The 13207-nt window shown below is 37.9% G+C and carries 10 protein-coding genes; 7 read left to right on the top strand and 3 right to left on the bottom strand.

What is annotated here, in order from left to right:
- Positions 1 to 264 precede the first annotated feature (264 nt).
- The gene (locus AC3ITD_RS23190) at positions 265 to 1227 is read left to right on the top strand and encodes an acetyl-CoA carboxylase carboxyltransferase subunit alpha (RefSeq protein WP_265800036.1); all 963 of its coding nucleotides are present in this window, start codon (positions 265 to 267) and stop codon (positions 1225 to 1227) included.
- A 277-nt stretch (positions 1228 to 1504) separates the two neighbouring features.
- Here AC3ITD_RS23190 and AC3ITD_RS23195 read toward each other — a convergent pair whose 3' ends face one another.
- Together AC3ITD_RS23195 and AC3ITD_RS23200 are read right to left on the bottom strand one after the other, a co-directional pair.
- Positions 1505 to 4546 (bottom strand): glycosyltransferase family 117 protein, encoded by a 3042-nt coding sequence (locus AC3ITD_RS23195; RefSeq protein WP_489362971.1) that lies wholly within the window; start codon positions 4544 to 4546, stop codon positions 1505 to 1507.
- A 227-nt stretch (positions 4547 to 4773) separates the two neighbouring features.
- Entirely contained in the window at positions 4774 to 7800 is a 3027-nt protein-coding gene (locus AC3ITD_RS23200) for a glycosyltransferase family 117 protein (protein ID WP_489362972.1), read from the bottom strand.
- 369 nt (positions 7801 to 8169) lie between these two features.
- Here AC3ITD_RS23200 and AC3ITD_RS23205 point away from each other — a divergent pair, with 369 nt between their 5' ends.
- The 4 genes from AC3ITD_RS23205 (at position 8170) to AC3ITD_RS23220 (ending at position 10892) form a co-directional block, all read left to right on the top strand.
- A complete protein-coding gene (locus AC3ITD_RS23205) occupies positions 8170 to 9111 on the top strand; it encodes a ribose-phosphate pyrophosphokinase (protein ID WP_056851930.1) in 942 nt (313 codons plus the stop codon).
- Between the two features lie 140 nt (positions 9112 to 9251).
- Entirely contained in the window at positions 9252 to 9836 is a 585-nt protein-coding gene (locus AC3ITD_RS23210) for a 50S ribosomal protein L25/general stress protein Ctc (RefSeq protein WP_056851931.1), read from the top strand.
- A 193-nt stretch (positions 9837 to 10029) separates the two neighbouring features.
- Positions 10030 to 10590: an aminoacyl-tRNA hydrolase gene (gene pth / locus AC3ITD_RS23215; protein ID WP_489362973.1), complete on the top strand. Its 561-nt coding sequence runs from the start codon at positions 10030 to 10032 to the stop codon at positions 10588 to 10590.
- A 14-nt stretch (positions 10591 to 10604) separates the two neighbouring features.
- Positions 10605 to 10892, top strand: coding sequence for a hypothetical protein (locus tag AC3ITD_RS23220; protein WP_265800032.1), 288 nt, complete (start codon positions 10605 to 10607; stop codon positions 10890 to 10892).
- 122 nt (positions 10893 to 11014) lie between these two features.
- Here the strand turns inward: AC3ITD_RS23220 and AC3ITD_RS23225 are convergent, their stop codons facing one another.
- Positions 11015 to 11680, bottom strand: a complete 666-nt coding sequence (locus tag AC3ITD_RS23225; RefSeq protein ID WP_489362974.1) for a tetratricopeptide repeat protein — start codon at positions 11678 to 11680, stop codon at positions 11015 to 11017.
- Between the two features lie 125 nt (positions 11681 to 11805).
- Here AC3ITD_RS23225 and recF point away from each other — a divergent pair, with 125 nt between their 5' ends.
- Together recF and AC3ITD_RS23235 are read left to right on the top strand one after the other, a co-directional pair.
- A complete protein-coding gene (gene recF, locus AC3ITD_RS23230) occupies positions 11806 to 12909 on the top strand; it encodes a DNA replication/repair protein RecF (RefSeq protein WP_265800030.1) in 1104 nt (367 codons plus the stop codon).
- Entirely contained in the window at positions 12902 to 13192 is a 291-nt protein-coding gene (locus tag AC3ITD_RS23235; protein WP_265800029.1) for a DciA family protein, read from the top strand. The genes recF and AC3ITD_RS23235 overlap by 8 nt, the downstream gene beginning before the upstream one ends.
- Positions 13193 to 13207: the final 15 nt, after the last annotated feature.

Below are 13207 nucleotides of genomic sequence, written 5' to 3' on the forward strand. Positions count from 1 at the left end.
AGGTGTGATAATTATTTTGTTCCGTTAGGAACGTTTTATGATCTTCGTCAATCTTTATTCAGGTGTTGCAACCTCAACCCGATCGGCCAGATATCGATTCTTTATGGGTAGAAGATAGAGCAGGGCGGGACCTCTGCTATTCTTTGGCGCCCTTGCTTTTCAAATCAATTCAATTGTTTATACTCGTTTTCTAGACCCATTGAATGGTAAAGAAAAACTGTTGACCGCAAACTAAAAATAATTACTTATTTTTGTGGTTCAATTATGCAGCAAATAAAAACATCATTCGATTTTGAGAAACCTATTGCCGATTTAGTTCAGCAGATAGAAAAGGTTAAACAAGTTGCCGATAAAACTAAGGTAGACATGTCTGCCACGTTAGACGAGCTTGATGGCAAATTAGAAGAAACGACGAATAATTTATATAAAAATTTAACTGGTTGGAATAAGGTTCAAATGAGCCGCCATCCCGATCGTCCGCAAACACTCGATTACATCAGTATGATTTGTGATGATTTTATTGAGCTACATGGAGATAGGACAGTTAAAGATGATAAGGCCATTATCGGGGGTTTTGCTACCATAAACGGTCAAACCGTGATGGTTATCGGGCACCAAAAGGGTAAAAACACCAAAGAACGCCAGTTTCGTAATTTCGGTATGGCTAACCCCGAAGGCTACCGCAAAGCTCTACGTTTAATGCGCCTGGCAGAGAAGTTTAACAAACCTGTAGTTTCTTTTATCGATACGATGGGTGCATATCCTGGTTTGGAAGCTGAAGAACGTGGTCAGGGTGAAGCAATTGCCCGCAACTTATTAGAAATGTCGGTGCTTCGTGTGCCCATTATTTGTATTGTTGTTGGCGAAGGTGCATCTGGCGGCGCTTTAGGTATTGGTATTGGCGATAGAGTTTATATGCTTGAGCATACCTGGTATTCGGTTATTTCACCAGAGTCTTGCTCATCAATTCTTTGGAGAAGCTGGGATTTTAAAGAAAAAGCTGCTGAATGTTTGAAGTTAACTTCTGATGATATGTTTGGCAACAAATTAATCGACGGAATTATTCCAGAACCACTTGGAGGTGCTCATCAAGATCCTGAATTAATGGGGCAAACGCTGAAAGAATACCTTATAAAAGATTTGGCTGCTTTAGGTAAGTTGAAAACCGATAAAATGATTGAGCAAAGAATTGAAAAATTCTGTGAAATGGGCGTTGTTAATGAATAATCATTAAAAAATAAATTTTAAATCCCGTTTGGCATCGCTCAACGGGATTTTTTTTGGATTATTGGTTTCATGGACACCTTCGTTTTGTTTGCCCCGTTCATACACTCCTACGCTCGTTTCCAAACCAGCGTGTAAATAGCTAATCGTATTTTACGATAGAATCGTAAAGCTATAATGCGCTCATTAGAAATGAACGCAGGCCTCGAAACCACTCGATAATCCATAAAAAAGCAGCTACAAAGAAATGCAGCTGCTTGAGTGTATTTTGTAAACTAATTTACTGTGGCCCTTGCTGCGAATAATAGGCTGAGAACTTTGCCTCTAAACCAGTAAATATTTTCTCCAGCTGTGTGCTTACTTTGGTTTGCCCATTCGCTTTAGCCGTTCGAATCATTCTATCCAGATAGTACAGTCCAGTTTGCACATTTTGTGATCCTGTCAAACCTTTCGATGCAGAAAGATCCGCCAGATAGGTCAACTCTTTATTGATATAATCGCCAGATTGAGTTAGGATTTCATTGGCCCTTGCGGTTTCACCAAGCTTGTACAAGTTTTCAGCCATGTAGAATTTAACAACCACCGTACGAATGCCATAAAATTTTTGAGGCATTACTTCGTAATACTTATCTACCACTTTTTTAGCTTCAGTAGTTTTACCTTCTTTAATCAAACTTCCGGCTAGGTTACTGAAAATATTAGTGAAGATAAAGGTGTCGTCAGATGATTGTGGATCTAAATAAGTAGCATTTTTCATGTTACCCCATTTAAATTTAGTCATTACGTTGTTGTACAATACAGGTGTATTTAATTGTTCTGCTCTCTCTTCAGATGTTGTTGTATCAGGTTGTAAAGGCATTAAACGTAATGCTAAACCTTCACTATACAAGTATTTATCTAAACCATTGTATTGTTCAGAAGGAACGGTTGAAGCAAAATAAATTGGACGTTTCCAATCATTATGCGCCAAAATATCAAGCATCGCCAGTGTACCTTTTGTAACGTAACCTTTGTTGAAAGTCCAGGTCATTTCAGGAACAATTTTCGAAGCATTGGCTGCGCTAACTGTACCTGTTCTTAACACTTGTTTAGGATCAATTGTAATTTTGAAGTTTTTAGTAGGCAAGAAATTTGATTTAGTGCCATCCTGCATGGCAACCTTATCATTATCATCATTTGATAATAATAGATCCACAATGTTTTTCAATTCTACCGCACCAGCAATTTTATAGTCATCGTATGGCATTACATCACGCTCACCTTGAACATATTGCTCTGGTTTCATTGTAATTGGAAGCGGTGCAGATTCATTTTGTTTCTTTCTGGCTCCATTGATGTACCAATCGGTATCAAACAAACTTAAGTTAACTATACGAATATCCGGGCGCACATTTTCTACTTCCTGAATATACCAAAGCGGATAAGTATCATTATCGCCATAAGTAAACAGGATGGCATTTGGTGCGCAAGATTCTAAGTAATCTAAGGCAATATCATGCGGAACCATCTTGGTAGAACGATCATGATCATCCCAACCTTGTTGCGCCATAATTACCGGAGCGGCCAATAACCCAATTACGGTTGCCGCCACAGCGCCATTTGTTGCTGATAGCTTTTTAAATACCCATTCTTTTATGGCCAAGGCACCCAAACCGATCCAAATGGCAAAAGCATAGAACGATCCTACGTAGGCGTAATCGCGTTCACGAGGTTCTAAAGGTTTCTGATTTAGATATAAAACAATGGCAATGCCTGTAAAGAAGAACAATAATGCCACTACGCCAGCATCCTTTTGGTTGCGTTTGAAGTGCCATAATGCTCCAATAATTCCCATAATTAATGGTAAAAAGAAGAAACGGTTATAAGCATTGTTATCCACTGTAGATGGTGGCAAATTAGTTTGATCGCCCCTCAAGATGGCATCAATTGGCTTAATCCCACTAATCCAGGTTCCTTCGTGGCCACTGCCTTGGCCTTGTTCATCGTTTTGGCGACCAGCGAAATTCCACATGAAATAACGCATATACATATAACCAATTTGATAACTGAATAAAAAGCCTACGTTATCAACCAAGTTTGGAACTTTGGCATCATCTAAACGCATCCATTCTTTATAAAAGGCAGCATGTCTAGCATCGTCGCTATACATACGCGGCAATAAAGTGTTGTTATTGTACTCGTAATCGGTTTTTACTCCAGCTTTCTCGTATTTTTCGTTTCCTTTTCTCCAGATTGTCTTTCCACCTTCTTTAATTCCAGTGCGTTCCGAATTATAATTTGGACCATAAGCTAAAGGTCTTTCGCCATATTGCTCACGATTTAGATAACTCAAAAAGGAGAATGCATCTTTCGGAGCACTGTTATTTAAGTTCGGGTCTGCCTTGGCTCTGATGATAATCATTGAGAAAGAAGCGTAACCGAAAATGATTAATACAGTAGAAATTAAGCCTAAGTTTAATAACTTCTTTTGGTGTTTAATGGAGTAACGAATCCCCCAAACCAAGGCTGAAATCACTAGAACAGCGAAAAATAAAACACCGGTTCCGAAGCCTAATCCTAAAGTATTCACAAAGAACAAATCGAAGTAAGCACCAAATGAAACCAGGTACTGGATAATTCCGTATTGGATCACCGCCAAAATTAAAATACCAGCTGCTAGAGTTTTTACAATTCCCGAAGTTGTGGCTTTGCCTGTTCTTTTAAAGTAATAAATAAAAGCTAAGGCTGGTATGGTAAGTAAGTTTAGTAAGTGAATTCCGATTGATAAACCCATGATATAGGCTATGAAAAGTAGCCAACGGTCGGCTTTTGGTTCATCTGCATGGGCTTCCCACTTCAAAATTGCCCAAAAAACGATTGCTGTAAACAATGAAGATTGCGCGTAAACTTCAGATTCAACTGCTGAAAACCAAAAACTATCAGAAAACGTATAAGCCAAGGCCCCTACAGCACCAGCACCCATAATACTGATCAGTTTCCCAGTGGTCAGTTCATCTCCAGCCTTGAAAACTGTTTTTTTGGCCAAAGCGGTGATGGTCCAGAATAAGAATAGGATGGTGGCGGCACTGGAAATAGCCGAGCCAATATTCATCCAGTAAGCAATTCTGGTTAAATCTCCTGCGGCGAAAACAGAAAAGAAGCGTTGAATCATCAAAAATAATGGTGCTCCTGGTTGGTGAACAACCTGCATTCTAAATGCTGAGGCGATAAATTCGCCGCAATCCCAGAAACTTGCTGATGGTTCAAGAGTTAAAACGTAAGTTATTGTGGCAATTAAAAAGCAGATCCAGCCGACTATATTATTGACTTTTGAATAATTCATTGGGTTGTTTGATGATATTAAAAAATGTTTTCACATAAAAATGCTGCCGAAATTAACTATTCTAGTCGATAAAACAGGTAAATTATTGGATTGATTTAACAAATTTCAACGGCTTAACTATCATTTGCATTCACTATTTTAATCAACTTTTAATTTCAATAAATACAAAACCCCGTAAACTAGATTGAAAATCTTGTTTACGGAGTTCATTTTTGAAAGATGATAACCTAACTTGAAGCAAATGGACTGAAGCGACCGATTAGATTATTATATTGATCTTCCAGTTTTTTGCTTAATTCTTTTTGTTTAAATGTTTCTGTCAACCGCACCATCTGGGCAAGATAGGTAAGGTAAATGCGGACATTTTGCTCAGATACTAGTTGGCTTTTGCTTTCAGAAACATCAGCCAAATAAGTAAGCTCCTTATCAATGTGGCTTGCTGATTTATTTATCATTTGGTTAGCTCTGTTCAAATCGTTTAATCGATAAAGGCTTTCAGTAATATAAAATGAACTTACTACCTGGCGCATGGTATAAAATTTTTCTGGAATGACCTCAAAATATTTGTTCACCACTTGTTTGCCTTCGATGGTTTTGCCTTGATTAATCAGTGTGCTTGCTAATCCACCAAACATATTCGAAACATAAGTAACATCATCTGCCGATTGTCTATCCAGGTGGTTGGCGTGTTTAATGTTTCCATAGCCATAAACGCTCATTAAATTATGAAACATTGGCTTTGGATTGATTAATTCATCATTTTCAGTTTCCAAATGATCTGGTTTTAACGGAAGCAATCGCTTATTGAGCCCTTCGGTGTAAAGGTATTTGTCTAAACCAAGGTATTGATCTTTCGGCATGGCACTTGTAAAATAAATCGGCCGTTTCCAATTGTTGTGCGTTAAAAGATCGAATAGAGCCAAAGTGCCTTTACTTACATAATTACCCTCATAAGTCCACTCCATGGCGCTCGCGATTCTACCCGCATCTTCTTTTGGCACTGTTCCAGTATCTAAAACCTGCTTCGGATTAACAGTTAGTTTTAAGTTTTTTGTAGGCAATATATTGTATTTCGAACCGTCGCTCATGGTTGCCTTGTCTTGATCATTATCAGAGAGCAAAACTTCCAAAATATCTTTCAGTTCTACTGGTTGTGCAATTTTATAATCTTGGTAATACATCACATCCCGCGTTCCGGCTACATATTGTTCAGGTTTTATAGTTAACGGCAGCGGTGCAGATTGGTTTTGCTTCCGTTTCATTCCATCGATATACCAGTCGGCAGTAAACAAACTTAAATTTACTACCCGTACATCGGGACGAACATTTTCGACTTCCTGAGCATACCAAACTGGATAGGTATCGTTATCGCCATAGGTAAAAAGAATAGCGTTTGGAGCACATGATTTTAAGTAATTCACAGCCATATCATGTGCTAGGTGGCTTTCAGAACGATCGTGGTCGTCCCAGCCTTGTGAGGCCATGAGTACAGGAACGGATAAAAGGGCAATTAAAGAAGCGAAAATGCTTGCCTTGGTTGGGGAAAGCTTCTGGAAAACCCAATCTTTCAAACCAAATACGCCGAGTCCGATCCAAATTGCGAAAGCGTAGAATGAGCCTACATAGGCATAATCTCTTTCACGTGGTTCGATAGGCACCGAGTTGAGGTAAATTACAATGGCCACGCCTGTGAAAACGAAAAGCAATCCGATAATACCTGCATCTTTCTGGTTACGTTTGAAATGCCAAATGGCTCCGATTAAACCAATAATCAATGGTAAAAAGAAAAACCTGTTGTAGGCTTTGTTTTCGGTAATAGATGGTGGCAAATTGGTTTGATTACCCAATCTTAATGCATCGAGTGGTTTAACGCCGCTTAACCAGGCACCGTTTCGCCCGCCCAACTGTCCGTCTTCATTATCTTGTCTACCCACAAAATTCCACATAAAATAACGCATGTACATTTGGCCGGTTTGAAAAGAGAACATATAACTTAAGTTATCGCTCAAAGTTGGCTTATGGGAATCATCAAAACCCATGTAGTTTTTGTAGAAATTAGCATGTTCAGCTTTATCGCTATACATCCGCGGAGCCAATGTTTTATCAGCAAAAACATATTCTGATTTAGTGCCGGCAGATTCATATTTATCTTTTCCTTTTCTGTAAAGCTGCCCAGTTTCTTTGATGTCGATTTTCTCAGAGTTGTAATTTTCGCCGTAAAGTAGCGGACGATCGCCGTATTGGGATCGGTTTACATAACTCAAAAAGTTAAAAGCATTTTCTGGATTGGTGTTGTTAAGGTTTGGTTTCGCATGTGCTCTAATGATTAAAATGGCAAATGAACTGTAGCCAAAAATCAACAGCGTGGTAAAAAGCACAATTAAGTTCATTGCTCTTTTATGCTTGCGGATAGAGTAAATTATCCCATAGCTTAAACTACCAATAACCAAAATAGCGAAAAACAAAATACCTGTTCCAAAACCTAAACCGAGGTTGTTCACAAAGAAATAATCGAAGTTTGCAGCAGAGGAGATCAGGTATTGAATAATTCCGAACTGAACAAAGGCCAAAGTACCAATTGATATCATGAAAACTTTGAGAATGCCTTGCCAGCTTGGTTTTGGATATTTCTTGAAGTAATACGCGAAGATTAAAGCCGGAATGGCTAATAGATTTAACAAGTGCACACCAATAGATAGGCCCATGATATACGCCACGAAAAGCAACCACCTATCTGCTTTGGCGTCCTGGGCTTGCGATTCCCATTTCAGAATTCCCCAAAAAACTATCGCTGTGCATAGCGATGACATGGCATAAACCTCAGCCTCTACTGCCGAAAACCAGAAACTATCTGAAAATGCATAGGCTAAAGCGCCAACTAAGCCAGCGCCAATAATGCTGATGGTTTTTGATGTATTGATTTCTTCGCCGTTTTTCATGATGGTTTTTTTGGCCAAGGCAGTAATTGTCCAGAATAAAAATAAAATGGTGCCAGCGCTTGCTAATGCAGATGCTAAATTCATGAAGTATGCAACCATCGTTTTATCGCCGAAAGCGAGAGTAGAAAATAGCCGTTGAACCATGGAAACGAGAGGAGCGCCAGGTTGATGAACCACCTGCATCCGGAAGGCAGAGGCGATGAATTCGCCACAATCCCAAAAGCTTACCGATTGATCTAAAGTTAGAATGTAGGCTGTAGCGGCAACTAAAAAGCATAGCCAACCCGTAATGGTGTTAATTTTAGCGTAGTTCATAGTAAAATTTAGTCTTTGATAATAAATGATTTAAGTGGTCCTCACTTAAAAAAAGTCGTATAAAAAAATAAAATGTTGCATGCGATATGATGATTTTTTTATCTTTGCAACGCAAGAAGGAACAGTAGGAGAGAAATTAAAAATATTTTAAAATCACTCTTGCAAAATTAAAATAAGGTTCCTACATTTGCATTCCCTTTCGAGGATTCGTTCTCGAGAAAGATTGTCCGATAGTATAAGGGTAGTACAACGGTTTTTGGTACCGTTTGTCTTGGTTCGAATCCAGGTCGGACAACGAAAATTTTAATGTCGGATCGTGTTTGTAAAATGACATGATCCGATTTTTTTTAACCGTAAACTACACGGATCATGCCATTGCAGTTTAACCCGGTAAAGTTATTTTCCGGAACAGGTTCAAGAGGACTATCACTTAAAATTGCTGAAAGTTACGGCAAACCACTTGGTGATGTTACCATTCACAAATTCAGTGATGGCGAATTTCAACCTTCTTTTGATGAATCTATCCGCGGCTGCGATGTTTTTTTAATCCAATCTACTTATCAGCCCAGCGATAATTTAATGGAACTTTTGCTAATGGTTGATGCCGCTAAAAGAGCTTCAGCACATTATATTACTGCAGTTGTTCCTTATTATGGTTTAGCCCGTCAGGATAGAAAGGATAAACCTCGTGTAGCAATCGGTGCGAAATTGGTAGCTAACTTATTAAAATCTGCAGGTATCCACCGCATCATGACGATGGATTTACATGCGGCACAAATACAAGGCTTCTTCGATATTCCGGTGGATCACCTGGATGGATCGGTAATTTTTGTTCCTTATATCAAAAGTTTAAATCTACCTAATTTAACTATTGCGTCGCCAGATATGGGTGGTTCCTACCGGGCCCGTACTTTTGCAAAGTTTTTTAATGCAGAGGTAATTATTTGCGATAAACGCCGTAAACGTGCCAATGAGATCGAATCAATGTCGATTATTGGAGATGTAACCGGGCAGGATGTAGTGTTGATTGATGATATTTGCGATACCGCCGGAACCTTATCAAAAGCTGCGGCTTTGATTATGGAAAATGGTGCTGCAAGTGTGAGAGCGGTTTGTACACATGCTGTACTTTCAGGCAAAGCAGTAGAAACGGTTGAAAATTCGGTGTTAACTGAATTAATTGTTACGGATACTATTCCTTTAAGAATTGAAAGTCCGAAAATTAGAGTGCTAAGTACAGCAAGTTTATTTGCAAGAGCAATTGCTAATGTAAACGAACATGGCTCGATTAGTGACTTGTTTAGAGTTTAAAAATAGGTAAAAGGTAGAGAGGGTTTAAGGCTTAAGTTTTAATACTCGATACCTATACTAATTAATAAAAAGGTAGAGGGTTGAAGGCTTAAGGTCTTGATACTTGATACTAAATACTTACTACTAATTAAATAAATAAAATGAAAACAATCGCAATTAGCGGTTCTCCAAGAGAGAACGTAGGGAAACGCGATGCCAAGGAACTTCGTTACGAAGGTAAGGTTCCGGCGGTATTGTATGGTGGAAAAGAGCAACAACACTTAGCTGTAGTTATTGCTGATTTAAGAGATGTTATTTATACCCCGGAAGTAAATTTTGTGGAAATTGATGTGAACGGTGCTAAAACTAAAGCTATCGTTAAAGACACTCAATACCACCCACTTACCGACGTGTTAATGCACATCGATTTTCTTCAGTTATTCGACGAGAAAGAAATCGTGATGGAAATTCCAGTTAAATTAACAGGAACTTCTCCAGGTGTTAAAATGGGGGGTAAATTAATTCAGAAATTACGTAAACTTCGCGTTAAAGCTTTACCAGCTAACATGCCACAAAACGTTGAAGTAAGCTTAGATAAATTAGAAGTTGGTAGTTTATTCCGTGTTCGCGACTTAAAAGTTGACGGATTCGTAATTACTAACACTCCTGAAGATACTATCGTTTCTGTTGCAATGTCTAGAGCATTAAAACAAGCAGAAACTGAAGCTGCTAAAGGTAAAAAATAATCAAGTTCTCTTGATTTTAAGAAACGGCTCGATGCAAATCGAGCCGTTTTTTTTATTCAAAATTTTTAAATATGCTGCTATTTTGTTGCCTCTATTCTCCATTTCCCACTGTCCATTTCCTTTATTCCGCTAAATATCATACATCCTGTATTTATCTTTGGTCTTTCAGCTTTAAGCTTTTACATTTGCACACATGAAATATCTCATCGTTGGCTTAGGAAATATCGGACCAGAATATGCTCATACTCGTCACAATATAGGTTTTGATATTGCCGATGAATTGGTGAAGAGCTTAAATGGTAGCTTTGACAACATCCGTTTAGCTTATTATTCGGAAGTAAGTTTCAAAGGAAAAAAACTTTATGTAATCAAACCCACTACGTTTATGAATTTGAGTGGGAAGGCTGTAAACTATTGGATGAAAGAGTTGAAGATTACTCCAGAAAATGTTTTGGTGATCGTGGATGATCTTGCGCTTCCGTTAGGAAAATTACGACTTAAACTTCAAGGTTCGAGTGCTGGCCACAATGGGCTAAAAAGTATTGAAGAAGTTTGTGGCGGACAAAATTATGCCCGCCTTCGGTTTGGAATCGGTAGCGATTACCCAAAGGGTCGCCAGGTTGATTTTGTGCTGGGTTTGTTCGATAAAAATGAGCAGCTCGAACTCCCAGCCTTAATAGATAAAAGTGTAGACTTGATTAAGAGTTTTGTTACTATTGGGCCTGCTCACACGATGACTGCTTTTAATAAATAGAATAAAAAATTCTTATGACGCTTTCTGAATTTAAACAATCTCTAAAAACCGGTCAGCCGCCAGCGCAACTTAATGTTGAGTTGAAAGCACTCTGGTACGATGGGAAGGGAGATTGGGATAATGCACATAAACAAGTAGATCATCTTAATAGTGCTTCAGCATCTTTGGTACACGCATATTTGCATCGAAAAGAAGGTGACATCTGGAATGCAGATTACTGGTATGCACGAGCCAAAGAAACTCGTCCAGATATCTCTTTGGAAGAGGAATGGAATCAATTAGTTACCCGATTCCTTAAATAATTTCTCTGGCCAGATTCCAGTAATAGTATTGCTCTATAGTTATTATGAGGATGAAGGCGGATTTTTCCTAAAAAAAAAAGACCATCGAAAGATGGTCTTTTTGATATGTTTTTGGTGAATGATTACTTCACTTGTCCCTGAGCTCTGGCAATATAAGCGTCAATCATTTGTGATTCAGCGCTTTCAGGATATTGTGTTTTGATTTTTGTGTAAGCATCAATAGCACCCTTAAAGTCTTTTTGATTTTCTGAAACCAGTCCTAATTTTTTAAGGAACATTGGAGAAGTAAACTTGCTTGCTTTATCTGAAGCCTTCTTATAGTAAGTAGTAGCCTGTTTATAATCTTTCAATTCGCTATAAGCATCTCCAAGTAATCCTAAAGCCAATGGATCTGCAACTGGGCTGCCAGTAGAGCTATATTTGCTTAACGATTCAATAGCTTGTTTGTAATCGCCTTTGCGCAAATAAATTCCACCTAGGTATAAATTGGCTAAATTAGCCGATTTTGTGTTGTCGTATTCTTTTGCGATTTGTTCTAAACCTGGATATCCACCTTCACCTTTAATCGCTTTGTTTGATAAAGAATCTACACCGATAAATTGTTCAGCTTTAAACATTTTGCTTGCAGCTTCTTCAGCACGGTCTTTTAAATACACACCTTGGTACCAAAGATATACTAAGATTAATAAAACTACAGCACCTGCTATAAATAATAAGCTCTTAGTGTTTTCCTGTAAAAATGAACCTTTTTTAATAGGTTGAATTGTCTGGTTATCTGTTGTAGACATGTTTGTTTAAAAAATTTAAGATTGCAAAAATACATTTTTCAATCAAAGAATCAATCTTTATTTTGAAGTATTTAATTAAACATTAGTTATTTAGAGGGTAAAAAACGGTAAATTGCGCTATATTTATGTGGTTAAAGAATATTACGCTTCTAAATTTTAAAAACTATAACGATGCCGATATCCAATTTTCGGATACGGTAAACGTTTTCACAGGTAACAATGGCTCAGGCAAAACGAATATGCTCGATGCAATTCATTATCTGTGCCTATGCAAAAGCTACTTTAATCCAATTGATGGGCAACAGATCAAAACTGGCCAGGAAATTTTCATGATTCAGGGAGATTTTGATCGAAGCAGCAAAAATGAAAAGATTTCTTGCGGAGTAAAACGCAATCAGAAAAAGCAGTTTAAACGTAATAAAAAGGAATATGATAAGCTAGCTGATCACATTGGCCTTTTTCCAGTGGTGATGGTATCACCTTATGATGTAAACCTGATTATGGAAGGGAGCGAGGAACGGAGGAAATTTATCGACAATGTAATTTCTCAAACCGATTCACATTATTTGGATCAGCTTATCTCTTATAATCGAATTCTTTTAAATCGGAATGCATTTTTAAAGCAGATAGCCATCAGCCGCAAGTACGATCCAGCTTTGTTGGAGATTTTAGACGAACAACTGGTAATGGCAGGCAATAAAATTTTTGCTATCCGTAAAGCATTTATGGATCAGTTTATTCCGCTATTTAATCAATATTATATCTACCTTACAGAAAATAAGGAAACTGTAGAACTTAATTATCAGTCGCAACTAAACGATTCCAGTTTTAACGAGTTGTTGGCAAAATCAGTAGAAAAAGATCGGGTTTTAGAAAGAACTACTACTGGAATTCATAAAGATGAATTGGCTTTCGTAATCAGCGGGATGCCCCTGAAAAAATTCGGTTCGCAAGGGCAGCAGAAATCTTTTTTGATTGCTTTAAAGCTTGCACAATACGCTTATCTGGCAAAAAATAAAGGTTTTAAACCTTTGCTTCTGCTGGACGATATCTTTGATAAATTGGATGATAGCCGGGTACAAAAATTGATGCAAATGGTTTCTCACCACGATTTTGGTCAAATATTTATTACCGATACGGGTAAAGAAAGGGTAAAATCGATTTTTGAAAACATAGATGTTGATGTAACTTTGTTTGAAGTGGAGGAGGGACAAATAAAAAATGCGTAAACCTAATGATTTAACTATGAAAGATGCCGTTAGCAAAATGCTCGACGTGTATCGCTTACGCCGTAAGTTTGACGAAACCTCTATTTTAGCTATTTGGCCTGAAATTATGGGAACTGCTATTGCCAATAGAACTACTCAGATTTATATTCATGATAAGAAACTTTTTATTAGAATCGAATCATCGGTAATCAAAAATGAGTTGGTAATGGTGCGCCAAGGAATAATTCAAAAATTGAACGAGCATGCAGGTAGTCAAGTGATTACCGAAATGGTTTTTCTATAGGAACAGCAATTAATA

This window comes from Pedobacter sp. KH_004 (genome assembly GCF_057840755.1).